The 22,177-nt window shown below is 67.6% G+C and carries 22 protein-coding genes; 11 read left to right on the forward strand and 11 right to left on the reverse strand.

From position 1 onward, the window contains the following. Positions 1–157: 157 nt before the first annotated feature. Positions 158–748, reverse strand: coding sequence for a gamma-glutamylcyclotransferase (locus AC3WOH_RS06270; protein WP_184855974.1), 591 nt, complete (start codon positions 746–748; stop codon positions 158–160). An 83-nt stretch (positions 749–831) separates the two neighbouring features. Between AC3WOH_RS06270 and AC3WOH_RS06275 the strand changes: the two genes are divergently transcribed. From AC3WOH_RS06275 to AC3WOH_RS06285, 3 genes are all read left to right on the forward strand, one after another. After that, positions 832–1,377, forward strand: a complete 546-nt coding sequence (locus AC3WOH_RS06275) for an OmpA family protein (RefSeq protein ID WP_492228516.1) — start codon at positions 832–834, stop codon at positions 1,375–1,377. Between the two features lie 237 nt (positions 1,378–1,614). Beyond that, positions 1,615–2,106 carry a tetratricopeptide repeat protein gene (locus AC3WOH_RS06280; RefSeq protein WP_492228517.1) on the forward strand — a complete coding sequence of 164 codons (492 nt, stop codon included), beginning with the start codon at positions 1,615–1,617 and terminating at the stop codon, positions 2,104–2,106. Beyond that, the gene (locus AC3WOH_RS06285) at positions 2,103–3,164 is read left to right on the forward strand and encodes a hypothetical protein (RefSeq protein ID WP_492228518.1); all 1,062 of its coding nucleotides are present in this window, start codon (positions 2,103–2,105) and stop codon (positions 3,162–3,164) included. Before AC3WOH_RS06280 ends, AC3WOH_RS06285 begins: the two co-directional genes overlap by 4 nt. Positions 3,165–3,288: 124 nt before the next feature. Here AC3WOH_RS06285 and gloA read toward each other — a convergent pair whose 3' ends face one another. From gloA to AC3WOH_RS06300, 3 genes are all read right to left on the reverse strand, one after another. Beyond that, the gene (gloA, locus tag AC3WOH_RS06290) at positions 3,289–3,702 is read right to left on the reverse strand and encodes a lactoylglutathione lyase (RefSeq protein ID WP_492228519.1); all 414 of its coding nucleotides are present in this window, start codon (positions 3,700–3,702) and stop codon (positions 3,289–3,291) included. Between the two features lie 61 nt (positions 3,703–3,763). Further along, a complete protein-coding gene (locus tag AC3WOH_RS06295; protein WP_492228520.1) occupies positions 3,764–4,534 on the reverse strand; it encodes an SHOCT domain-containing protein in 771 nt (256 codons plus the stop codon). A gap of 55 nt (positions 4,535–4,589) precedes the next feature. After that, positions 4,590–5,141, reverse strand: a complete 552-nt coding sequence (locus AC3WOH_RS06300; protein ID WP_184855980.1) for a PaaI family thioesterase — start codon at positions 5,139–5,141, stop codon at positions 4,590–4,592. A gap of 55 nt (positions 5,142–5,196) precedes the next feature. Here AC3WOH_RS06300 and AC3WOH_RS06305 point away from each other — a divergent pair, with 55 nt between their 5' ends. The 4 genes from AC3WOH_RS06305 to AC3WOH_RS06320 are packed head-to-tail and all read left to right on the forward strand — an operon-like array spanning position 5,197 to position 8,871. Then, positions 5,197–5,682 carry a MarR family winged helix-turn-helix transcriptional regulator gene (locus AC3WOH_RS06305; protein WP_492228521.1) on the forward strand — a complete coding sequence of 162 codons (486 nt, stop codon included), beginning with the start codon at positions 5,197–5,199 and terminating at the stop codon, positions 5,680–5,682. After that, on the forward strand, positions 5,672–6,928 hold the full coding sequence (locus tag AC3WOH_RS06310) for an MFS transporter (protein WP_492228522.1): 1,257 nt from the start codon (positions 5,672–5,674) through the stop codon (positions 6,926–6,928). Before AC3WOH_RS06305 ends, AC3WOH_RS06310 begins: the two co-directional genes overlap by 11 nt. Positions 6,929–6,958: 30 nt before the next feature. Next, entirely contained in the window at positions 6,959–7,435 is a 477-nt protein-coding gene (locus tag AC3WOH_RS06315) for a MaoC family dehydratase (RefSeq protein ID WP_492228523.1), read from the forward strand. A gap of 29 nt (positions 7,436–7,464) precedes the next feature. After that, the gene (locus AC3WOH_RS06320) at positions 7,465–8,871 is read left to right on the forward strand and encodes an MATE family efflux transporter (protein ID WP_492228524.1); all 1,407 of its coding nucleotides are present in this window, start codon (positions 7,465–7,467) and stop codon (positions 8,869–8,871) included. Positions 8,872–8,948: 77 nt separating this feature from the next. Here AC3WOH_RS06320 and AC3WOH_RS06325 read toward each other — a convergent pair whose 3' ends face one another. Beyond that, positions 8,949–9,752, reverse strand: coding sequence for an SDR family NAD(P)-dependent oxidoreductase (locus AC3WOH_RS06325; protein WP_492228525.1), 804 nt, complete (start codon positions 9,750–9,752; stop codon positions 8,949–8,951). 51 nt (positions 9,753–9,803) lie between these two features. Beyond that, positions 9,804–10,007 carry a hypothetical protein gene (locus AC3WOH_RS06330; protein WP_492228526.1) on the reverse strand — a complete coding sequence of 68 codons (204 nt, stop codon included), beginning with the start codon at positions 10,005–10,007 and terminating at the stop codon, positions 9,804–9,806. A gap of 129 nt (positions 10,008–10,136) precedes the next feature. Here AC3WOH_RS06330 and AC3WOH_RS06335 point away from each other — a divergent pair, with 129 nt between their 5' ends. Together AC3WOH_RS06335 and AC3WOH_RS06340 are read left to right on the forward strand one after the other, a co-directional pair. After that, complete coding sequence (locus tag AC3WOH_RS06335; RefSeq protein ID WP_492228527.1) at positions 10,137–12,407, forward strand: EAL domain-containing protein; 2,271 nt, start codon at positions 10,137–10,139, stop codon at positions 12,405–12,407. Positions 12,408–12,586: 179 nt separating this feature from the next. Next, complete coding sequence (locus AC3WOH_RS06340; protein WP_492228528.1) at positions 12,587–15,073, forward strand: bifunctional diguanylate cyclase/phosphodiesterase; 2,487 nt, start codon at positions 12,587–12,589, stop codon at positions 15,071–15,073. 19 nt (positions 15,074–15,092) lie between these two features. Here the strand turns inward: AC3WOH_RS06340 and AC3WOH_RS06345 are convergent, their stop codons facing one another. The 3 genes from AC3WOH_RS06345 to AC3WOH_RS06355 are packed head-to-tail and all read right to left on the reverse strand — an operon-like array spanning position 15,093 to position 17,833. Then, positions 15,093–16,292 (reverse strand): ankyrin repeat domain-containing protein, encoded by a 1,200-nt coding sequence (locus AC3WOH_RS06345; RefSeq protein WP_492228529.1) that lies wholly within the window; start codon positions 16,290–16,292, stop codon positions 15,093–15,095. Then, positions 16,289–16,906, reverse strand: a complete 618-nt coding sequence (locus tag AC3WOH_RS06350; protein ID WP_492228530.1) for a sigma-70 family RNA polymerase sigma factor — start codon at positions 16,904–16,906, stop codon at positions 16,289–16,291. The genes AC3WOH_RS06345 and AC3WOH_RS06350 overlap by 4 nt, the downstream gene beginning before the upstream one ends. Before the next feature lie 36 nt (positions 16,907–16,942). Continuing rightward, positions 16,943–17,833, reverse strand: coding sequence for a hypothetical protein (locus tag AC3WOH_RS06355; protein ID WP_492228531.1), 891 nt, complete (start codon positions 17,831–17,833; stop codon positions 16,943–16,945). Between the two features lie 174 nt (positions 17,834–18,007). On the opposite strand from AC3WOH_RS06355, the gene AC3WOH_RS06360 reads away from it, so the two are divergent. After that, positions 18,008–19,444 (forward strand): M20/M25/M40 family metallo-hydrolase, encoded by a 1,437-nt coding sequence (locus tag AC3WOH_RS06360; protein ID WP_492228532.1) that lies wholly within the window; start codon positions 18,008–18,010, stop codon positions 19,442–19,444. Positions 19,445–19,523: 79 nt separating this feature from the next. Here AC3WOH_RS06360 and AC3WOH_RS06365 read toward each other — a convergent pair whose 3' ends face one another. Beyond that, positions 19,524–19,991, reverse strand: a complete 468-nt coding sequence (locus tag AC3WOH_RS06365) for an Lrp/AsnC family transcriptional regulator (protein ID WP_492228533.1) — start codon at positions 19,989–19,991, stop codon at positions 19,524–19,526. Positions 19,992–20,157: 166 nt separating this feature from the next. On the opposite strand from AC3WOH_RS06365, the gene AC3WOH_RS06370 reads away from it, so the two are divergent. Then, a complete protein-coding gene (locus tag AC3WOH_RS06370) occupies positions 20,158–21,252 on the forward strand; it encodes a saccharopine dehydrogenase family protein (RefSeq protein WP_492228534.1) in 1,095 nt (364 codons plus the stop codon). Positions 21,253–21,493: 241 nt separating this feature from the next. On the opposite strand, the gene AC3WOH_RS06375 is transcribed toward AC3WOH_RS06370, so the two are convergent. Next, positions 21,494–22,144, reverse strand: a complete 651-nt coding sequence (locus AC3WOH_RS06375; RefSeq protein WP_492228535.1) for a GntR family transcriptional regulator — start codon at positions 22,142–22,144, stop codon at positions 21,494–21,496. Positions 22,145–22,177: the final 33 nt, after the last annotated feature.

A 22,177-nucleotide genomic window follows, 5' to 3' on the forward strand; every position in this document is an offset into this window, starting at 1 on the left:
CACTCCTTGCTTGAAATAGTGGTAGGCATGGGGCATGCGCGCCGCATCGGGCGCCCACGCCTTGGGACACTGGTACGGATACGCCGTCAGCCGCGCCATGATGCGTTGCCGCTGCCGCCGACCCGGCGTACCGTACGCCACAGGGGCACCACTATGCCTACTTTTTCACGGTAAGAGAAAGTAATCTTGCAAGTGAGCGGTCGTGGATGCCCAGGCGGCAGAGCTCATCGTAGGTGGCCTGGGCATAGTCGCGCGTGGTGCCGTAGCGCCCGCAGGCCTCCTCGAAGATGCGCCGGTACTCCTGGTCGGGCAGTTCGCCCGTGTGGTTGGGGCTTTTGCGCGACAGGGTGAAGGCCAGGGCCTGCACGGCACCGTGGGGCGTGTGGCAGGTGAGCCAGCGCGGGTCGTACACGCCGGTCATCATCTCGCGCTGCCACAGGTTGACCAGCACCTGGCGCGCATGCGCCTTGTCCACGCGGAACACCATGCCCCGGCAACTGCCGCCCGAGAGCATGCCGAACACCAGGCCCGGGCACTCGGGCGTGCCGCGGTTGATGCGGCTCCACATCTTGAGCGCGCGGTGCCAGCCATGCACGCGCGCAGCGCGCCGCTCGGCAAAGTCGAAATCGGGCCGCCAGATCAACGAGCCGTAGCCAAAGATCCACAGGTCGCGATGGCCACCCCATTCCTGCAGGGCCCTCTCCAGCATGGGGGCGGGGTCACGCAGCGGCGCGGGAAGACTCGTCATCGCATCACTCTACAATGAAGAAGGTGCCCAAGCGGGGCGCCTGACAATATCCACCACAGACAGAGACAACACAGGGAGACTTCATGTCCGGTAGTTCCGATAACGACAGCCAAGAACGTTTTGCACTCGGTTTTTTGTTCATCCTGATCGCACTGGTGATCTCCACCGCGGTCGGTACCGTGGTGGTCAAGCGCCTGCGGGCCGCAGCGCCCGCCAAGCCGGTCCCCGCGGCCACCGCACCGGCGGTCGCAGCTGCTGCTCCTGCCTCCAACGCGGCAAGCGCCCCGGCCGCTGACGCAGCCAGCGTGCGCGTCGAGAACGGCGTGGTGAAGTTCTACTTCGCCAGCGGCAAGGCCGAACTGGCCGCTGGCGCCAACGAAGCCCTGGCCGACGTGGTCAAGGGCGTGGCCGAAGGCAAGAAGGCCTTGGTCTCGGGCTTCAACGACGCCACGGGCGACGCGGCCGCCAATGCCGAACTGGCCAAGCAGCGCGCCTTTGCCGTGCGCGATGCGCTCAAGGGCCTGGGCGTGGCCGAAGACAAGATCGAACTGAAGAAGCCTGAGGACACTACCGCAAGTGGCAGCAATGCCGAGGCGCGGCGGGTGGAAGTGGCGCTGGCTGCCAGTTGATCCGCTTCCTGGGCAGCCGCCCCTGAACGGAAAAGCCCGGCAGTGCCGGGCTTTTTTCCTGGTGTTCCTGGCGAAAGTGCAGATCGACAACACCGAGCCCGGCTGGCCGCAGCCACCCCGGGCCATCACGCGGCCCGGGCGGCGGTGCCTGATCTGTGCCAGGCAAGGGCAGTTCAGGAACTTTTGCTGGCGTCTGGTTACTCAGCGATCACTGGACTGTCCAGTCAGGAGCCCACCATGTCCCCATCGCCCGACGCCACCACCGTCGACCTCAGCACCCCCGACGGCATTGCCAATGCCTTTGTCAACCACGGCGTCACGCTGGCGTCCGTCAAGGGAATCACCGACGACGACCTGGAAGCGGTCTACGCCGAAGCCTATGGCCACTTGGCGGAAGGCCGCGCGCAGGAGGCCGTGGAGGACCTGATGCTGCTGGTCACGCACGACCCCTGGGAGCCGCGCTTCCAGTTTGCCTACGCGCTCGCGCAGCAACTGCTGGGCCAGCACGAAGCCGCCGCCCAGCACTACGCGCAGGCGCTGCTGATGGATGCCACAAACGCGGGCTGCATCCTGCGGCTGGGCGAATGCATGGAAGCCATGGGCAATCCGCAAGAGGCCGAAGAGGCCTATCGCTCCTGCATCCAGCTGAGTTACCTGGACCCGGAATACCACCTGGTGCGCGCCCACGCGCAAGAGCGCCTGGCCAGCCTGAACGGAGGTGCAGCATGAGCTCCCCCATCGGCGTTGGAATGGGCCGTCCGGCCAATATGTTCGGCACCGTCGGCAGTGAACCTGCACCGCAGGCCACCCGCACTGCACAGGCTGCCTCCCAGGCACCGGTGTCGCTGACCTTGCCCGCGCCGCCGCGCAGCGATGTGTCTGCAGGCCAGGCCGACCGGGTGCGCGCAACCGCCTCCGAGCCTGCCCGCGCGGGCGTGGCGCCCTCACGGGCCGAGGTGGCCAAGGGCAAGCTGGTGGCGGCTGGTGAAAAGCTGCTCGCGGCCCGGCAGGAGGGCGTGGACGTGGCCAAGACCTCGTTCTGGAAAAAAGCGCTGGGCGTGGCCCTGTCTGGAGTGGCGGTGGGCGTGGCCGTAGGCCTCACGGCCATATCGTTTGGCGGCGCCACACCCTTGCTGGCGCTGGCCTGCGTGAACTTCGCGGTCTCCACCGGCGATGCCATCTGTGCCTATCGCAACATGCGCAACACCGAAGCCATTGCCGACCACCGGCCGCCCCCTTACGACACCCTGCCCATGGGCAACAGCATCGTGGCCAACATGGCGCATGGGGTGCTGACCCGGTGCGGCGTCAGCACGGAAACCGCCAGCTCGGTTGCCAAAGGGATTGGCATCACGGTCGGTGTGGGGCTGGCGGTGGCATCGATCGCGGTCAGTGCGGGACTATCGGGCCTGCCCATGGCGTATGAAGTGGCAGGCAAGGTGGCCTCGTATGCCGGCACGGCGGTGGCCGTGGCGTCCACCGTGGGAGGGATGCTCACCGACGATGCAGACCGTGAACAGCTCAAGGAAACGCTGGATGGCGTTCGCCAGAAGGTCACATCGCTGGCAACACCTGCGGGAAGGCACACCGAACTCGATGCGGAAGGCGAACTGGTGGCGTCGGCCATGATCAATTCGCTGGACGGCACGGACATTGCCACTGCCACCGCGCTGCACGAAAGCGCTCTCAACGACGCGGGCCGTACGAAGGATGCCGTGCAGGGCGCAGCCGGTGTGTTCAAGGCCGTCGAGCCGGCCATCGGCATCATGAACATGATCCGGGGATAAGAACCTGTTCTTCTGCCGCGCAGGCTCCTGGCCCAGGATGGGGTCCCAGGCCTGACTCCCGCGCAAATACAACAAAGCCCGGCTTTGCCGGGCTTGTTCTTTTGGGGAGGGCGAGGCCGGGCGCTCAACGCAGCCCTGTTCCGCCCGTATCGCTCTTGCGCTCGATCAGCTCGATCTTGTAGCCATCGGGGTCCGTCACAAAGGCGATCACCGTGCTGCCCCCCTTCACCGGCCCGGCCTCGCGCGTGACATTGCCGCCTGCGGCCTTGATCTTCTCGCAGGCCGCATACGCATCGGGCACGCCCAGGGCAATGTGGCCGTAGGCCGTGCCCAGGTCGTAGCTTTCGGTGCCCCAGTTGTAAGTGAGTTCGATCTCGGCCTGGCCAGGGTTGCCGCCGTCGAAGCCGAGAAACGCCAGCGAGTACTTGTACTCGGGGTTCTCGGACTGGCGCAGCAGCTGCATGCCCAGCACCTGGGTGTAGAAATCAATCGAGCGCTGAAGGTTGCCAACGCGGAGCATCGTGTGGAGGAATCTCATGCCCTCGATTGTGCAGGCAGATCGAAGACCTGGCACAGGGGCAGGGTGGCGGCGGGCAGGGTCAGATCCTTGCAAGCAGTTCGGCCTTCTTCGCCGCGAACTCCTGCTCGGTGAGGATCCCTTTGTCCTTCAGTGCTGCAAGCTGCGAGATGGCCTCGAGGATGGAGGCTTGCGCGTTGCCGCTGCCGCCCCCGGGCGCCGCTGCGGCGTCATGGCCCCCGTGAACCGCTGGCAGGGTCGAGAGGTCCACGGTGCCGTGCTGGCTGGTGAAGCTCAGCGAGCCAGCACCGCCTTGCTGCTGGCCAAAGCCGGTGATCTGGTGTTCCAGCGTGTCGTACAGCGACACCCGGCCGCCCACATCCACCGCCAGGCGGCGCTTGCCGGCGAAGTAGGCGTACCGGGTGGCGTTCTGTGCGCCGCTGCTGCTCGGTGTGCCCAGGTCCGCTGGATACCAGGTGGGCTCGAGATGGGTGGCGAAAAGCGATGCCGGGGCATTGGTGAAGCCCATTGCGCCGCTGCTTTGGGGTGGCGATGCGGGCGAGCTCGCCTGCATGGGGGCTGGCGAGCCGGCTACCAGGGCGCTGGCCAGCTCGGTGGCCAGTGCATTCACGCGCGCTTTCAAGGCATCGTTGAACATGTCGCCGATCATGAGCATGCCGCCGCGCGCCCATTGGCCGCTGCCGCCGAACTCGGGGTGCGAAAACTGCGCCATGGTGCCGTTGCCCCTCTGCAGGGCCAGCAGCAACTGCCTCACCGCCTCGGGGCTGAAGCCGGTGCGCGATGCCAGGCTGGAAACAAGTTGCTGACCGTGTTCGCTGAGTTCTGGTGCCATACGTCCCTTGGTGAGGTTCCACTGCGGTCCCGTAGGGTAGCACCAGGCCTGTGTCTTATGCCTTCGCTTGCGCCGGCAGATCGAACACCAGGCAGGTGGTGGTGGCGTGGGCGTACAAGGTGCCGTCAGGCCCCACCAGGCGTGCTTCGGCCGTGGCCAGTTGGCGGCCGCAGTGGATCACCCGGCCTTCGGCGCGCACGCGGGGCACCTTGGGGGTGATGGCCTTGACCAGGTTCACGCCCAGCTCGGCCGTGGTGTAGCCGCGCCCGGGGAGCATGCGCGTGTGCACCGCGCAGCCGAGGGCCGAGTCGAGCAGGGTGGCGAACCAGCCGCCGTGCACGGTGCCCATGGGGTTCAGGTGCTCCACGCGGGGTGTGCCCTGGAAGACGGCCAGGCCTTCACCCACTTCCACCAGGCGAAAGTCCAGCGTGCGGGCGATGGGCGGGTAGGGCAGCTCGCCGCGCAGCATGGCCTGCATCATCTGCAGGCCGTCGAGCCCGGCCACCTGGTCAGGGCGTGCCACGCCCGGGCCCACGCCGGCATCCATGCGGGCCATTATTTCCTGCTCCTGGGCAAGCCACTGTTCGAGTTGGTTGTGTTGCGTCATGGGGTTTCCCGGTTGAAGTGTTGCATATGCAATTATTGCAGATACAATAATCTCCATGCAAGCCGAAACAGCCACCTTTGAGACACCTGCTGCGCCCCGGCGACCGCAGGGCTGTACCAATTTCAAGCTGCGCCAACTGCTGCGGCGTGTGGGCCAGCACTACGACACCGAGATGGCCAAGTGCGGTCTCAAGACCACGCAGTACTCGCTGCTGTCGCATGTGTTCAAGCTCGGGCCCATCCGGCCGGGCGACCTGGCGGCGGAGATGAAGATGGATGCCTCCACCCTCACGCGCAATCTGCGTCCGCTGGTGGATGCCGGCTGGGTGACGCTGGAGGCGGGCCCCGATGCGCGCAGCCGGCTGGTGCACATCACCGACGCGGGCCGCGACAAGCGAGCCGAGGCCCAGCGCTGCTGGAAGGTGGCGCAGGTCTCGCTCAATGACCTGCTGGGCCTGGAGCGCGTGATGGCGCTGCACGCGCTGGCCGATGAATCCCTGGAACTGCTGTCCCCCGTATCGGAGCTTGACCATGGCGAGTGATGTGCTCAATCCCCCCGCTGCGAGCGGCCGCAAGATCGCCGTCTGGCTGGTGCTGCTGGCTGCAGCCGGTGCCTTTGCCCTGACCATGGGCACGCGCCAGACCATGGGGCTGTTCCTCTCGGCCCTCAACACCTCCACCGGCCTGGGCGTGGGCAGCATCAGCCTGGCCTTTGCGTTTGGCCAGCTGTGGTGGGGTCTGACACAGCCCTTTGCGGGTGCGGTGGCCGACCGCATCGGCACCGGGCGGGTGATTCTGCTGGGCGTGGCGCTGGTCGCGGTGGGCACCATCATCACGCCGCTGATGACGACGACGGCCGGGCTGATCCTGGCCATCGGCGTGCTGGCGGCAGGTGGCGCCGGCATGGCCGGCCCCTCGGTGCTGATGGCGGCGAGCACGCGGCTGGTGCCCCCGGCCCAGCGCGGGCTGGCCACCGGCATCGTGAATGCGGGCGGCTCCTTCGGGCAGTTCGCGATGGCGCCCATCGCCATCGGCCTCACGGCCGCCGTGGGTTGGGCCAGTGCCATGCAGTGGCTGGGCGTGCTGGTACTGCTGGCGTTGCCGGCAGCCTTTGTGCTCCAGGGCAATTCGAAGGCGCTGGCGGCCCAGGCGGCCGCGGCATCGGGCACCCAGGCGCTGACCGCGCGCCAGGCCATCGCCCAGGCGCTGGCCACGCCCAGCTACCTGTACCTGGCGGCGGGCTTTCTGGTCTGCGGCTTCCACGTGGCCTTTCTGGCCACGCACCTGCCGGGCGTGATCGCGGCCTGCGGCCTGCCGCCCGAAGTCGGCGGTTGGTCGCTGGCCATGATCGGGCTGTTCAACATCGTCGGCAGCCTGGCCATGGGCTGGGCCGTGGGGCGCTGGCGCATGAAGTCGCTGCTCTCCATCCTGTACGCCACCCGCGGCATTGCGGTGCTGGTCTTCCTCTTCGCCCCTAAGACCACGGCCGTGGTGCTGGTCTTTGCCGCGGTGATGGGGGTGAGCTTCCTGTCCACCGTGCCGCCCACGGCCGGCCTGGTGGCCAAGATGTTCGGCACGGCCAACATGGCCATGCTGTTCGGCCTGGTGATGCTCTCGCACCAGATCGGCGGCTTCTTCGGCGCCTACCTGGGCGGCAGCGTGTTCCAGGCCACGGGCAGTTATGACTGGGTCTGGTACATCGACATTGCGCTGGCCGCCGGTGCCGCGCTGGTGAACCTGCCGATCCGCGAGGCGCCGCTCAAGCGCCTGGCCCCGGCTGCGGCCTGATTTCCTCTTCACGACAAGGACCGATTCCCCATGACCGACACCAATGCGGCGGTTGCACCCCTGTATTTCGACGACATGGCCGTGGGCCGGCGTTTCACGAGCGGCGAGCATGCGATGGATGCCGCCCAGATCATCGCCTTCGCGCAGCAGTTCGACCCCCAGCCCTTCCACATGGATGACGAAGCCGCCAAGGGCACGCTGTTCGGTGGCCTGGCCGCCAGCGGCTGGCACACGGCGGCCATCACCATGCGGCTGCAGGTGACCACGGGACTGCCGATCGCGGGCGGCATCATCGGTGCCAGCGGCGATGTGAGCTGGCCCCGGCCCACGCGGGCCACCGATGTGCTGCACGTGGTGAGCGAGGTGATGGAGGCCACGCCCTCCAAGTCCAAGCCCGACCGCGGCATGGTCACCATCCGCAGCGAAACGCGCAACCAGAACAATGAGGTGCTGCAGGTCTCCACCGTGCGCATCGTCGTGCCGCGCAAGACGGGGGCGGTGTCATGACCGCTCCAAGCCCTGCGGGCGCGCCAGCGATGAACCCGCGCACCCGCATGCTGCTGGAGGCACCCATCGCCCCCACGCTGCTGCGCCTGGCCCTGCCCAATGTGCTGGTGATGCTGGCCCAGGCCGGTGTGGGGCTGATCGAGACGTACTTCGTGGGCAAGCTCGGCACCGATGCGCTGGCCGGCATGGCGCTGGTGTTTCCGGTGGTCATGCTGATGCAGATGATGTCGGCGGGTGCCATTGGCGGTGGCGTGGCGGCGGCCATCGCGCGGGCCCTGGGCGCGCGCCGGCGCGACGATGCGGATGCCCTGGTGCTGCACGCCCTGGTCATCGGCCTGGTGTTTGCGCTGTGCTTCAGCGTGGCGGTGGTGGGCGGCGGGCGCTGGCTCTACACCCGCATGGGCGGGGCAGGGAGCGCGCTGGAGGCGGCGCTCATCTATTCGAACTGGGTGTTTGCCGGCGCGGTCTGCGTCTGGGTGTTCAACACCCTGGCGGCCATCATCCGCGGCACGGGCAACATGGCGGTGCCGGCCTATGTCACGGTGTGGGGCGCGCTGGTGCTCATTCCGCTGTCGCCGCTGCTGATCTTTGGCTGGGGCCCGCTGCCGGGCCTGGGCATCGCGGGCGGGGCGATTGCGCTCATGGCCTACTATGTGCTGGGCAGCGCCGTGCTGGCCTGGTACCTGTGGTCGCCGCGCAGCCTGCTGCGGCCCTCGTTCAAGGGCCTCAGGCTGCGCTGGCCGCTGTTTGCGGACATCCTGCGCGTGGGCCTTGTGGGGGCGGTCTCCACCGTGGCGACCAACGTCGCCATCGGCGTGACCACGGCCATGGTGGGCGGTTTTGGCACGGCGGCCATTGCCGGCTATGGCACGGCATCGCGCCTGGAGTACCTGCTGGTGCCGCTGGTCTTTGGCTTCGGCGCGCCGCTGGTGGCCATGGTCGGCACCTGCATCGGCGCGGGCCAGCGTGAGCGCGCCCTGCGTGCCACCTGGGTGGGTGCGGCGATGGCCTTCGGCATGACCGAAGCCATCGGCCTGTGGGCCGCGCTGTTCCCTGCCACCTGGCTGTCGCTGTTCGCCAGCGACCCGGCCATGATCGCCGCGGGCAGCCAGTACCTGCGCACGGTGGGGCCGGTCTATGGTTTCTTCGGCCTGGGGCTGGTGCTGTACTTTGCCTCGCAGGGCGCCGGCCGCCTGTTCTGGCCCGTGGCCGGCAACCTGGCGCGGCTGGCAGTGGCGGTGGTCGGTGGCTGGCTGGCCCTGCGCTGGAACGGGGGGCTGGCCGGGGTGTTCGCCGCCCAGGCGCTGGCATTGCTGGTCTATGGCGTCGTGATCGGGTGGGCGATTGCGGGTGGCGCCTGGTTCGGCCGCGTGGGCTGGCCGAGCAGCCCAGCGGGGCTGCTCAGGCGTTATACGGATTTGCCTTCAACCGTATAACGTCGTTGGTTCGCCTTGCCGTGCTCCAGCACTGTCTGCGGCTCCCGCCTAGTTCTACGGTCGAATGCAAATCCGTATCAGACGGGCACGGTGTAGTTGAGCGTCATGCGCCCGCCGTCCACGGTGACGATCTCGCCCGTCACATAGCTCGCTGCATCGCTGGCCAGCCAGGCCACCACGTCGGCGATCTCGGAGGGCTCGCCCAGGCGCTTCATGGGCGTGCGCGACATGATCTTGGCCTTGGCTTCCTCGCTGGTGAGCACGGCCTTGGCGGCCAGCTCGGTGGCGATGGTGCCGGGGGCCACGGCGTTCACGCGCACGTTCTTGTCGGCCAGGGCCAGCGCCATCACGCGCGTGAGCTGGTTGATGCCGCCCTTGCTCACGTTGTAGCTCGAAATGCTGGGGATGGTGAGCACGCCGTTGACCGAGCTCATGTTGACGATGGAGCCGCCACCCGAGGCCACCATGGCGCGCGCCACGGCCTGGCCCACGAGGAACGATCCCTTGAGGTTGACGCGCAGCACGGCGTCGAAATCCGCTTCGGCTACGTCGAGGAAGTCCGCCGCGCGGAAGATGCCGGCGTTGTTCACCAGCACGTCGATGCGGCCATGGGCCTTGAGCGTCTGCGCCACCAGCGCATCCACCTGGGCCTTGTCGCCCACGTCGCAGTGCACATACAGGGCGCCCAGCTCCTGGGCCAGGGCGGTGCCGCGGGCATCGTCCAGGTCGGCGATCACCACGTGGGCGTTCTCGCGGGCGAAGCGGCGCACGCAGGCTTCGCCGATGCCCTGGGCCCCCCCGGTAACGATGCAGACCCGGCCCTGGTGGCCGAAGTGGACGGTGGACGGGGGAAAAGAAGAGGGCGCAGCAGAAAAGGTCATGCCCGGATGGTAGCCGCTTGGCGGCGATGTGCCGGCTGGGCCGGCACAGGCCTAGCGGCGCAGGGAGGGCCGGCGGGTGGTCTTTCCTTTGGCGATGCCGGCGGGGCCGGCGTGCTGCGCGCCGGGGCGCCGCAAGGGCTTGAACCGGACGCGCTCGCGGCTGGCGCGGTGGCCACGCCACAGCCAGGCGAGCGCCAGCATGAGCACCACGGTCCAGGCCGTCACCAGCCGGGGGTTGGCTGCCAGCCAGGACATGGCGAATTCCAGATACTCCATGGGCGGCACGCTATCACAGCACGAACACCCGTCGCATGGGTGTAAACAATCATCAACAATCTGGCCGCTGCCCCGGGTTTTGCGGAAACCCTTGGATACACTGCAAGCATGAGCGACCTGACGGCCACCGCGACCGAAGCGCCTTCCCACGCCAAGGCCTTGCTGCAGCTGTGCAAGCGCCTGGAGCGGGCCTGGACCTTGTCCGACATCCTCGATGCGGTGTCGCCGGTGGCGGTCCAGGTGCTGGGCTACCCCCACTGCTGGCTCGGGGTGTATGGGGTGAAGCCCGGGTTCGTGACCATCTTGCTGCACTCCAGTGAGCGCACCGACCTGGAAATGGCCCGGGCCGTCGATGCCATCGAGATTCCCATCGAAGGCGATCCCATGGTCCAGGAGATCATGGCGGCGGACCATGTGGTGGTGGTGGTCGATGCGCGCACCGACCCGCGCACCAACAAGGAGATCGTGGCGGCGCTGCAGAACCGCACCATCATCAATGTGCCCCTGGTCATGGCCGAGCAGCGCCTGGGCTCCGTGGGCCTGGGGACCTACGGCGATGCCGAGGGCGTGCGCCCGCCCTTGCCCTGGCAGATCGACTTCATGCAGGCCATGGGTGCCCATGTGGCGGTGGCCATGGACCGCGTGCGCTTCATGCAGGCCCGCAAGGATGCCGAGGATGCGCTCTACCATGAAAAAGAGCGCCTGCAGGTCACGCTGCATTCGATCGGCGATGCCGTGATCTCCGCCAATGCCCGTGGCGATCTGCTCTACATCAACCCGGCGGCCGAGGCGCTGACGGGATGGAGCCTGACCGCCGCCGTGGGAAAGCCCTATGGCGAGGTGTTCCGGCTGCGCGGCCCCGAGGGCGCCGGGGAGCCGGCCCCCGACATGATGGCCGCCGCGATTGCCGCGGCCCAGGCCCTGCGCTACCCGGAGCTGCAGTTGCAGCCCCTGCACGGCGGCACGGTGCTGGTGGAGGCGACGGCCTCGCCCATCAAGGATGCCGACGGCGAGGTGCAGGGGGCAGTGCTGGTGTTCCGCGATGTGACGGAGCAGCGCCGCCTGAGCCACGAGATCGCCTACCAGGCCCTGCACGATGAGCTGACCGGCCTGGGCAACCGGCGCGCCTTCGAACAGGCGCTGGACCGGGCCTTCGACGGGACGCGGGGCACGGCCCAGCACGACGTGGTGTGCTACCTGGACCTGGACGAGTTCAAGGTCGTCAACGACACCTGCGGCCATACCGCCGGCGATACCATGCTGCGCGAGATCTCCGGCCTGTTCGCCGGCCTGCTGGACGGGCAGGACCTGTTGTGCCGCATCGGCGGGGACGAATTCGGCATTCTGCTCGCCGGGCGCAGCGTGGCCGCTGCACTGCAGCTGGCCGAGCGGCTGCAGCAGGCGCTGGCGGGCTACCACTTCGTCTGGCTGGAGCAGCGCTTTGGCGTGGGTGTGAGCATCGGCATGGTGGCGCTCGATGCCCAGACCGAAAGCGTGGGCGCCTTGCTGCAGGCCGCGGACAGTGCCTGCTACGTGGCCAAGGAGGCGGGCCGCAACCGCATCCACCTGTATGCCATCGACGACCCTGCGCTGGCGCAGCGCTACGGTGTCATGGAGTGGGTGAGCCGCATCGAGCATGCCCTGCTGCACGACCGTTTCGAGCTGTTCGCGCAGCCCATCGTGCCGCTGCAGGGCGGTGACGCGCAGGGCTTGCTGCATTGCGAGATCCTGCTGCGCATCCGCAGCGAGCAGGGCGAACTGGTGCTGCCGGGCCGCTTCATGCCGGCCGCCGAGCGCTACCACCTCGCCGCCCGGGTGGACCGCTGGGTTGTCACCCATGCGCTGCGCTGGGTGGTGGCGCAGCAGGACCGCATCGGCCAGTGCTCGATCAACCTGTCGGGCCAGTCGCTCGGGGATGCGGCCTTCACCGCCTTTGTGCTGCAGGCGCTGGCGCACGCCGACGTGCCATGCGCCAAGCTGTGCTTCGAGATCACCGAGACGGCGGCCATCAGCAACCTGCACACGGCCAACCATTTCATCGAGGCCCTGCGGGCCAGCGGCTGCAAGATCTCGCTCGACGATTTCGGCAGCGGCCTGTCTTCCTTTGCCTACCTGCGCAACCTGCCGGTCGATGTGCTCAAGATCGACGGCCAGTTCGTGCGCGACATCGACCGCGACCCGGTGAGCCTGGCCATGGTCAAGTCCATCCACGAGATCGGCTGCCTGATGGGCAAGCGCACCGTGGCCGAGTTTGTCGAGAGCCCGGCCCTGGTGGGCATGCTGCAGGGGATCGGTGTGCACTATGCCCAGGGCTATGCGGTCGGCCACCCGGTACCGCTCGCGCAGGTGCTCGAAGGGCATCTGGCCACGCATCCATGAGGCCCGCAGCGCATTGCCCCGCCGCCCGCTGCGGCCCTGCGAAGGGGCGGCAGGCCATGGCACCGCCCAGGCGGGCATGCCTGTTGCATGCGGCGGGTGCGTAACGCTAGCTATCCAGGATGCGTGCCTTCCAGCTGTCTCTGCGGACCGCCATTGCAGTGCCTTTTGCGGCACTGTTCGTGGCCACGGTCGTCCTGCAGGCGGTCACGCAGCACCGGCAGATCAGCCACCTGATCGACCAGGAGAGCGTGCGGGTGCTGGAAGCCCTCACCGGCAACGCACGGGCGCGTCTGGCGGAGTTCCTGGAGACGCCGTTCCTCATCCAGAGCACGGTGGCCGATGCCATCGGCCGCCATGGCCTGTACCAGGAGGGCGACCTGCGCCCCGTGTACACCCACCTGCGGGGCGTTTTCTCCGACCTGTATGCCGGGCAGCAGCAGATCAGCCTGCTCAGCTTCGGGAGCAGGGCGGGGGAGTACACCGGCATCCGCCGGGAACCCGGCGAAGGGTTCCGTCTCATCCTCAAGGATGCCACCACGAACGGCATGATGAACGTGTACGAGGACGACACGCTGCGCAAGGTGGCGGCGGCCTTCCCCAACTACGACCCGCGCGTGCGCCCCTGGTACGCGCCGGTGGCGGGTTCGGGCCAGTCGCGCTGGTCTCCCATCTACACCACGGCGGGCGAGCGCGGGGATATCACCATCTCGGCCGCGACGCCGGTCATGGCCGGCGGCAGCCTGCTGGGCGTGATGGAGGCCGATGTGCGGCTGGACAGCCTGAACCGCTTTCTGCGCGAAGAGCCGCTGCGTGGGCAGGGGCAGATCTTCATCGTCGACGCGCAAGGCCTGATCGTGGCGCACTCGGAGCCCGGCTCCGTGCTCAGCGACCGGCGCAATGCCGCGGGCCAGCGCGAGCGCCTGCGCATTTCGGAAAGCACGAGCTCCCAGATCCGCACTGCCGAAAGCTACCTGCGCGAGGTGCCGGCCGCGGCCGGCGGCAGTTTTTACTTCGAGCACCAGGATGCGCGCTACTTCGGCCGCGTCACGCCCTATGCGGACCGGCGCGGCATCGACTGGCGCATCGTGGTGCTGCTGCCCGAGTCCGAGCTGCTGGGCGACACCCGCAGCGCGGGCCAGGGGGCGCTGCTGGCGGCCGGGGCTATTGCCATCATCGGGCTGCTGCTCGGCCTGTGGGTGATCCAGTGGGCGGCACGGCCCATTCTGCGGACCGCCGAGGCGGCCAACCGCATCGCGCGTGGCGACTGGGACACCGACATCGTCGCCCCCAGCCCGTTGCGGGAAACCACGGTCCTGGTGCTGGCCTTCAATGAAATGACGCACCGGCTGCAGCGCTCGTTCCAGCAGATGCAGGAGCTGCTCACCCACGACAGCCTGACCCAGCTGCTCACGCGCCGGGGGCTGCTGGAGCAGGTGCAGTGGGCCGAGCCCAGGCGCGCGGTGCTCAGCCTGGTGGGCTTGAATGCCTTTCGCGCCATCAACGACAGCGTGGGCTATGGCACGGGCGACCGTTTGCTGCAGGCCGTGGCCAACCGGCTGCGGGGGCATTTTCCGGCGCCGGTGCTGCTGGCCCGTGTGGGCGGGGACGAATTTGCGCTGCTGAGCCTGGTGGAGGACGACGAACAGTCCGCCGAGCGCCTGGGCAAGGCCGTGCTGGGTCTTTTTTCCACCCCCTTCTCGGCAGGCGCCGACGAGGTCATGGTGCATGCCTCGGTGGGCCTGGTGGCGGGCCATCTGCGCGGGGACGAGCTGGCGGAATGGTTGCGCAATGGCAGCATCGCGCTGGGCGAAGCCAAGCGCCATGGCCAGAGCCAGTGGATGGTGTTCGAGCCCGGCATGGCAGACCAGTCGATGGAGCGCACGCGGCTGGCGTCTGAGCTGCGCCAGGCCCTGGACAAGGACCAGTTCCTGGTGCACTACCAGCCGGTGATCGACCTGGCCACGGGCCGTGTCACGGGCGCCGAGGCACTGCTGCGCTGGCGCAGCCCCACGCGCGGCATGGTGCCGCCGGGCGTGTTCATCGCCATGGCCGAGGAGAGCGATCTGATCCTGGCGCTGGGCGACTGGGTCATGCTGCGGGCCACGCGCGACATTGCGCAGCAGCTGCCGCAGCTGCCCGGGGACTTCGGCCTGCACGTGAACGTGTCGGCCCGGCAACTGATCCAGTCGGACTTCGTCGAGCAGGTGCAGCGCACGCTGGAGGCCAGCGGCCTGCCTGCGCGCCACCTGACGCTGGAGCTTACCGAGTCGGTGCTGATCGAGGGGGATGCGGTGACGCTGCAGCAGCTCTCGCGCCTGCGCGCCCTGGGGCTGAAAATCGCCATCGACGACTTCGGCACGGGCTATTCCTCGCTGGCTTACCTGAGCCGGCTGCCCTTCGACTGCCTGAAGATCGACCAGACCTTTGTGCGTGACCTGGTCGAGTCCTCCCAGAATGCAGCCATCGTCACGGCCGTGCTGCACATGGCCACGGGTTTTGGCGTGACGGTCGTGGCCGAGGGCGTCGAGACCGAGGCCCAGGCCCGGCGCCTGCTGCAGATGGGCTGCGGCAGCGCCCAGGGCTACTGGTTTGGCCGCCCAGCGCCGCTGGAGCAACTGAGCCTGGCCCAGCGCAGCCTCGATGGGCCGGGCCAGGCGCTGAAGTAGCCAGGTGCTGGCGCCGTCGTCAGGAGCCGGCTTCGATCAGCTCCGCGGTGCGCGTGTGGCCCTGCCGCCGGGCTTGCTGGGCCGCGTTCAGGCCTTCCTGGTCCCGCAGCGCGGGGTTGGCGCCCAGGGCCAGCAGCCTCTGGACGGTGGTGGTCTGGCCGTTGGCGGCGGCCAGCATCAGTGCCGTCCTGCCGGCGCTGTCGCGGGCGTCCACCGGTACGCCCTGGGCGATGAGGCGTTCGACCTCTGGGGTGCGGCCTGCACGGGCGGCTTCGCGCAAGCCGTCCGGCAGGGCGGTGTTGCCGCGCCCGCTGTCGGCGCGCGGGGCGGCCGCCGCCAGGCGGTTGTCCAGTGCGATGCCTCCCCGGGGTCCGCTGCCTGCCCCTTGCGCTGCCTGCGCGGCAGGGCGGGCCGGTTCGGGAACAGGGACGGCGCGTGCGGTGGCCTCGGCGGCCGCCGCGGGGGCCGGGGCCGGAGGTGGTGGTGCCATGGACTTGGCGGCCGCAGCATCCTGGTTTGCCAGGCGCTCGCGCATTTCTGCGCGCGGGGCAGGCACTGAAGACACCGAAGGCGCAGCCGCCGGGGGCCCGGACGGTGCGTTGGCTGCGTAAGGAGGGGATGCCGGGAAGCCCGATACGGCGCCGGCCCGGCCCGGTGCCGGTGGAGCCTCGGCTTCCTGGGTGGCAGGTGCTGGCGCCGTTTTGGCCAGCGGTGTGGTGGCGCCTGGTACCGGCGCGGCGGGCTTTTGCGCCTGCGGCCTGGCCGGTGGAGGGGGGGTCTCCTGGTGGGTGCTGCGCTGCAATGGCGCAGGCGCGGCGGGCTCTGGGAGTGCGGCCGGGGGGGCTGCGGGTGTGGCCGCAGGCGCTGGCGGCGGCGCGGCGGGTGCCTGCACGCGGGCGGAGGGCGCGGCGCGGCGCTGGCCGTAGGCGATCTCCTGCTCCTCGGGCGTGCCGCGCTGGAACTGCAGCAGCAACAAGCCGGTCAGGCCCACCACGGCCACGGTGGCCAGGGCCGAGATCTTCCAGTGCGACTGGTTGGCGGCTGCCTGCCGGGGGGCAGGGGAGGCGGGCAGGGGGGCGGCGGTGGCGGCCGCCGCCGCAGAAGCCAGCATCTGTGCATGGGCACGCACGGCATCGCGGACCTGCGCGCCAGGGCGGGCCGTTTCCTGTGCGCTGGCTTCGCGGTACCGCTCTATCAGCTCGTCGTCCCGCGCGCTCATGGTGCAAACTCCTGTAGCTGTTGGCGAAGGCTGGCCCGCGCATAGCGCAGGCGGCTCTTGGCGGTTTCGAAATTCACCTGGGTCGCCTCGGCGATCTCCTGCACGCTGAGGTCGCCTTCGGCCTGCAGCAAAAAGGCCTCTCGCTGCTCGAAGGGCAGTTGCTCCACGGCGCGGACCAGGGCAGCCGCCTGTTCGCGCGACTGCAGCTGCCGCACGGGCCCGAACCCGGAGTCGGCCGCCAGCGTATCGGCCAGGCCGGGCCGGCCTTCACCACCATCGTCGGCCGCATCCAGGCTGGTGTGGTGTTTGGCGGTGCGCAGATGGTCCACCAGCCGGTTGTGGGCCAGGGTGAACAGCCAGGTGCGGAATTTCGCCCGGGCTTCATAGCTGCCCGCGTTGCGCGCCACGGCAAACCAGACGTCCTGCAGCAGATCATCCGCCACTGCCTGGATCTTGACGCTGCGCAACACGAAGCGCCAGACGGTCAGCTCGTGCCGGCCGTACAAGGTGTCGAACGCAGCCACGTCGCCGGCCGCATAGCGCAGCATCAGCGTCTCGTCGGCATCGTCGGTGGACAGGGCGGTCTGCACCCGCGCATTATGCGGGCCTCTCATCCACCGGCGCAGCCCGCGATGCTGCGCCTGGATCCGTTACCTCGGGTCCGGCACATAGGACACATTGTCCGACTGCGGGAAGGCGCGGGGCAGGGGCGGGCGCACCGGTTGCTCGCGGATCACGCCGCTGGCGACCAGGTTCTCACGGCTGTCGTAGCGGATGCTGATCACTTCGTTGGGGCGCTCCTGCAGGCGCGTGAAGGTGGTGTGCGACACCACGGAGGTTTCGCGCTGGCCATGGGCCGTGCCCAGTTTGGCGGTGGGGGCCGGCGCAGGCCTGGCCAGGCTGCCTGCCGACAGCGAGCGGTTGGCGGCAGACGACTCTGCTTCCGCGGACGGCGCGGGGGCCGCAGCGGCAGCCGGCGCCGCAGGCTCTTCGCGCAACCGCCCCAGGCCGGCGCTGTCGCTGCTGCTGTCGCGGCGCTGGCTGTAGGGTTCGGGGATGACGGCGGGGGCGGGCTGGGGCGGTTGCTCACGGAACAGCGCCACGCCGATCACCCCCACATTGGCCGGCCGGCCGGTGCGGCTGGCATACGAGTTGGCAATGCTGGAGAACTCGAAGGCGGCGACCTCGCTGCTGCTCTTGCGCCAGCCGGTGATCTGGTAGCGCTCGTAGGGCGAGAACACATAGCCACGCTGGTCCCAGGCGGCGGTTTCGCCGCTCAGCACATTCACGCCATCCACCGACGGCACGGCCAGCACGCGCTCGCCGATGCGGTTGTGCACCGTGACGGCGTAGCGTGCACCGGGCCGGCCCGCCACCCAGTATTCACCCTTGGCGTAGTGCACCGGCAAGGTGGCACCGGTGTCGCGGTCGACGATGGTGACATCGGCCAGGCGGCCAATGGCCTGGGCTGGCAGGCTGGCCAGCGACAGCACGGCGGCCAGTGCCGTCAGTGCGGGAAGGATCAGTGAACCGGATTTCATGGCAGCTCCATCAATCAAAGTGTTGGTGCTGGGTGAAACGAACGGGGGGGTCCAACGGGGTTAAACATCCGAAAAAATATTTCGCCCCGGGAAACCCCCTAGGGGCACGACAGCGCATTGACAGGTGCAGGCAGCAAACTGGTGCAAAACCATACAACTACCGAGAGTTTCACCATGCCGACTCCGTTCGCATTCGCCGCCCATCTGTGGCGCGCTCCGCTTTCTCTGACCAGTGCCGTGGCCGCTGCTGCTGCCATGCTGTGCGCATCGCCGGCCGCATCGGCCGCCGACTCCGAGGTCGACACCTTCAAAAGCATCTACAAGCAGCTGATCGAGATCAACACCACGGACTCGGCGGGCAGCACCACCGAGGCCGCGCAGGCCATGCGGCAGCGGCTGCTGGATGCGGGGTTTGCGCCGGGCGATCTCGAGGTCATCGAGCCGTACCCCCGCAAGGGCAACCTGCTGGGCCGCTACAAGGGCACGGGACAGAAGAAACCGCTGCTGTTGCTGGCCCACATCGACGTGGTGGAGGCGCGCCGCGAAGACTGGAAGACCGATCCCTTCAAGCTGCAGGAGGTTGACGGCCGCTACATCGCCCGCGGTGCCATCGACGACAAGGCCATGGCGGCTTCCTACGTCTCTGCGCTGGCGCAGTTGCGCCGCGAGGGCTTCAAGCCCAACCGCGACATCGTGCTGGCGTTGACCGCGGACGAAGAGTTGGGGGATTCACCCGCCAACGGTGCCTCGTGGCTGCTCAAGAACCGCCGCAAGGACGTCGACGCGGAATTCGGCATCAACGAAGGGGGTCGGGGTGAACTCAAGAACGGCAAGCCCCATGCGCATGTGATGCAGATCGGGGAAAAGACCTTTCTCCAGTACCAGCTCGAAGCCACCGGCCCGGGCGCGCACAGTGCCCGGCCCACGCCGGCCAACACCATCTACGACCTGGCCGAAGCGCTGGTGCGCCTGCGGCAGTACCGCTTTCCGGTCGAAATCAACCCGGCGGCGCGCACCTATTTCGAACGCAGCGCCCCCATGCAGACCGAAGACGTGCGTGCGGATTTCCTGGCGGTGGCGGGCGGAAACCCGCCGGTCGAGGTGGTGGAGCGGCTGTCCAACCGCGGCCCCATCATCGGACTGCTGCGCACCACCTGCGTGGCCACCATGGTGCAGGCCGGCCATGCCGTCAACGCCCAGGCCCAAAGCGCCAAGGCCACGATCAATTGCCGTGCGCTGCCGGGTGAAAACCTGGAATTCGTGGAGCAAAAGCTGCGCGAGATCGCAGGCCCCAAGGTCAAGGTCACGCAGCAGGTGCGCGAAGAACCGGCGCCCGGTTCGCCGCTCAAGCCAGAGCTCATGCAGGTCGTCGAGTCCATCAGCGGCAGCATGTGGCCGGGCGTTCCCGTGGTGCCGACCATGGGGGTCAGCACCACGGACAGCCGCCATTTCCGTGCTGCGGGCATCCCGATGTATGGCGTGTCCGGGCTGTTCGTGGACCCGGACAAGACGGGGGTGCATGCCCTGGATGAGAACATCGGCGTGGCCGAGCTGCTCAAGGGCCGGGAGTTCATGTACCAGCTCATTAAGCGCCTGGCATCCCAGCCTTGATTTCTTGGCTTGGCTTGGCCTGGCTTGAAGCTGACACGTGCAGCTTCAGTCATGCCCATCGCACTTGCGGACTGAGGCCCTACCCGCCTCTGTCGATTCGCAGGGCGAGAATGACCGAGGTGTTTGTCCTGGTGACTCCCTCGATCTCCCCAATTTGATCGAGCAGCACGTCGAGCCGCGCCGTGCTGTCTGCCCGAAGGGTGGCCATGTAGTCAAACTCGCCGCTGACCGATGCCAGCTGGAGCAATTCGGGAAACTTCGTCAGCTCCCGGATGACTTCTCTGCCGGCCTTGGGCTGCACCACGATACCCACAAATGCCTGTACGCCCCGTGCGATTGCTTCGCCCCCAAGGCGCACCGAATAGCCGCCGATGAGGCCGTTGGCCTCCAGTTTTGCAAGACGTGCCACGACCGTTGTTCTCGCTACGCCAAGTTTGCGGGCCAGGTTGGCCGTGCTCTCGCGCGCGTTGGCCTGCAGCAGCGCAATGAGCTCGCGATCGAATTGGTCGCGCAGCAGTGTTTCGGGAAGGTGGGTCGGCGCGTTCACGGCAAGGAATAGCAGTCAAAAAGAGATGTGTTGACGATTTGGCGGAATTCTCTGCCATTTCGGCGAGTATTGCTGATATTTCGTCGAACTCATGCTTTTTTTCGTCAATGGGTTTCGGAACACTCAGGTGCATCGCGCACCCACCCTGTTCTTAAAGGAAACCCGCATGAAAGTAGCTCTTCTCGGCGCAGGCCACATCGGCCAAACCATTGCTCAACTGCTGCACACCAGTGGCGACTTTGAGCTGACGGTCTTCGACCGTGACCAGGCTGCACTGGGTCGGCTTGCCCAAAAGGGCATCCGGACCCTGTGCATCGACACTTCCAGTGCCACTGAACTCACGAGTGCGCTGGACGGGCACGTTGCAGTGGTCAATGCGCTCCCGTACCACCTGGCAATCTCTGCAGCCCAGGCGGCCTTGCGGGCCCGTTGCCACTACTTCGATCTGACGGAGGACGTGGCGGCCACCAAGGAAATCAAACGCCTCGCACAGGACGCTGAAACCGCGTTCATGCCCCAGTGCGGCCTTGCCCCGGGCTTCATCGGGATCGTGGCCCATCACCTTGCCAGCGGCTTCGAGGCCCTCCACGACGTGAAGATGCGCGTGGGTGCCCTGCCGGCGTTTCCCACGAATGCGCTCAAGTACAACCTGACGTGGAGCGTGGATGGCCTGATCAATGAATATTGCCATCCGTGCGAGGCGATACACGACGGTCGGGTGATCTCGGCCCTGCCGCTCGAAGGTCTGGAGCACTTTTCCCTCGACGGGGTGGAATACGAAGCCTTCAACACCTCGGGTGGTCTGGGAACCTTGTGTGAGACCTGGGACGGAAAGCTGCGCAATCTCGACTACAAGACGGTGCGCTATCCAGGGCATCGCGCCTTGATGCAGTTTCTGCTGGATGAGCTGCAGCTCAAGAGCGACCAGGGCACGCTCAAGACCGTGCTTCGGCGCAGCATGCCCGCCACCATGCAGGACGTGGTGCTGGTGTTCGTCACCGTCTCGGGCACCAAGAACGGCGTGCTCGTGCAGGAAGTATTCGCGCGCAAGATCTTCGCCGAGCGGGATGGGGCATACCCGTTGTCCGCCATCCAGATCACGACCGCTGCAGGGATCTGCGCGGCCCTGGACCTGTTTCGCGAAAAGAAGCTGCCCCAGCGCGGCTTCATTCGCCAGGAGCAGGTCGCGCTCACGGATTTCCTGGCAAATCGCTTTGGCCGGGCGTACCAGCAGTACCGCCAAGTTGAATCGATTGGCTGAGGAGCCTGCGGGCTGTCGCGGCGCCGTTTCATGGCAGGGGCGGTAGCCGCGGGCAGGGTGCGTGTGCCTTGCTTGGGGGCGTGGCTTCCTGCTGCCCCTTAGCTCGCGCTTCCTCAGCGTGTTACTGCGCAGGGCAGGGCGGGGCAGTGAGCTTTGGCGTGAAAAGGGGCATCAAGCCTCTTCGCATGCTTACGGTGGGAGTGAAAATTGTAAGACTGTATCCAATTGGCCGGCGGCCTTGTCAGGAGCGCATGAGTTTCGCGAGCGTTTCCAATGTGCTGCAAACATGCTCGCGAACCACCGCCTCGATCAACTCCGGGCGCTTGCGGCGCAGTGCGTCGATGATGAAACCGTGCTCCTCCCGACTCGGCCTGGGCTTGTAGGTCGACTGCAGCCATAGCCGCATATGGGGCTCGATGCACACGTGGAGCGCCGCAATCTGCGCGACCAGCCGCGGGCGGGCGCTCAGGCCGCACAGGTACAGATGAAAGTCACGGTGCTCGGTCACCCACGCGGAAAGATCTTCTGCGCACCGGTCCATGGCGTCCAGCCGCCGCTCGAGTTCATCAATGTCTGCCGGGCCGATGCGGTGCAAGGCGGCGGTGGCGGCCAGACCTTCCAGCACCGCACGCATTTCGAACACCTCGATTGCCTCGTCATGGCTCAAGCCCCGCACCACCGCACCGCGGTTGGGGCGGATGGTCAGCAATTCCTGCGTTGCAAGGCGCCGGAACGCGTCGCGCACCGGCATTCGGCTCATCCCCAGCTGCGACGCAATCTCCTCGGGCACGATGCGGTCGCCCGCCTTGAACTGGCCCATGCGGATTCCGTCCAGGAGGAAGCGATAGGCTTCTTCCTCCGCCGTTGCGGGGCTGGAAAAGGGTGTGAGCATACTGGCCATTCACTTCAGATTGGATACACGAAT

The sequence above is a fragment of the Acidovorax sp. FW305-C-20-28 genome (assembly GCF_058783375.1).

Excerpts from the sequence above, each read along its gene's own strand:
- gloA (WP_492228519.1), bottom strand. The coding sequence starts at position 3,702 with ATGAGATTCCTCCACACGATGCTCCGCGTTGGCAACCTTCAGCGCTCG.
- AC3WOH_RS06325 (WP_492228525.1), bottom strand. The coding sequence starts at position 9,752 with ATGACCTTTTCTGCTGCGCCCTCTTCTTTTCCCCCGTCCACCGTCCAC.
- AC3WOH_RS06350 (WP_492228530.1), bottom strand. The coding sequence starts at position 16,906 with ATGAGAGGCCCGCATAATGCGCGGGTGCAGACCGCCCTGTCCACCGAC.
- AC3WOH_RS06360 (WP_492228532.1), top strand. The coding sequence starts at position 18,008 with ATGCCGACTCCGTTCGCATTCGCCGCCCATCTGTGGCGCGCTCCGCTT.
- AC3WOH_RS06300 (WP_184855980.1), bottom strand. The coding sequence starts at position 5,141 with ATGACGCAACACAACCAACTCGAACAGTGGCTTGCCCAGGAGCAGGAA.
- AC3WOH_RS06275 (WP_492228516.1), top strand. The coding sequence starts at position 832 with ATGTCCGGTAGTTCCGATAACGACAGCCAAGAACGTTTTGCACTCGGT.
- AC3WOH_RS06330 (WP_492228526.1), bottom strand. The coding sequence starts at position 10,007 with ATGTCCTGGCTGGCAGCCAACCCCCGGCTGGTGACGGCCTGGACCGTG.
- AC3WOH_RS06295 (WP_492228520.1), bottom strand. The coding sequence starts at position 4,534 with ATGGCACCAGAACTCAGCGAACACGGTCAGCAACTTGTTTCCAGCCTG.
- AC3WOH_RS06320 (WP_492228524.1), top strand. The coding sequence starts at position 7,465 with ATGAACCCGCGCACCCGCATGCTGCTGGAGGCACCCATCGCCCCCACG.
- AC3WOH_RS06370 (WP_492228534.1), top strand. The coding sequence starts at position 20,158 with ATGAAAGTAGCTCTTCTCGGCGCAGGCCACATCGGCCAAACCATTGCT.
- AC3WOH_RS06270 (WP_184855974.1), bottom strand. The coding sequence starts at position 748 with ATGACGAGTCTTCCCGCGCCGCTGCGTGACCCCGCCCCCATGCTGGAG.
- AC3WOH_RS06315 (WP_492228523.1), top strand. The coding sequence starts at position 6,959 with ATGACCGACACCAATGCGGCGGTTGCACCCCTGTATTTCGACGACATG.
- AC3WOH_RS06345 (WP_492228529.1), bottom strand. The coding sequence starts at position 16,292 with ATGAGCGCGCGGGACGACGAGCTGATAGAGCGGTACCGCGAAGCCAGC.
- AC3WOH_RS06310 (WP_492228522.1), top strand. The coding sequence starts at position 5,672 with ATGGCGAGTGATGTGCTCAATCCCCCCGCTGCGAGCGGCCGCAAGATC.
- AC3WOH_RS06305 (WP_492228521.1), top strand. The coding sequence starts at position 5,197 with ATGCAAGCCGAAACAGCCACCTTTGAGACACCTGCTGCGCCCCGGCGA.
- AC3WOH_RS06280 (WP_492228517.1), top strand. The coding sequence starts at position 1,615 with ATGTCCCCATCGCCCGACGCCACCACCGTCGACCTCAGCACCCCCGAC.
- AC3WOH_RS06375 (WP_492228535.1), bottom strand. The coding sequence starts at position 22,144 with ATGCTCACACCCTTTTCCAGCCCCGCAACGGCGGAGGAAGAAGCCTAT.
- AC3WOH_RS06355 (WP_492228531.1), bottom strand. The coding sequence starts at position 17,833 with ATGAAATCCGGTTCACTGATCCTTCCCGCACTGACGGCACTGGCCGCC.
- AC3WOH_RS06285 (WP_492228518.1), top strand. The coding sequence starts at position 2,103 with ATGAGCTCCCCCATCGGCGTTGGAATGGGCCGTCCGGCCAATATGTTC.
- AC3WOH_RS06335 (WP_492228527.1), top strand. The coding sequence starts at position 10,137 with ATGAGCGACCTGACGGCCACCGCGACCGAAGCGCCTTCCCACGCCAAG.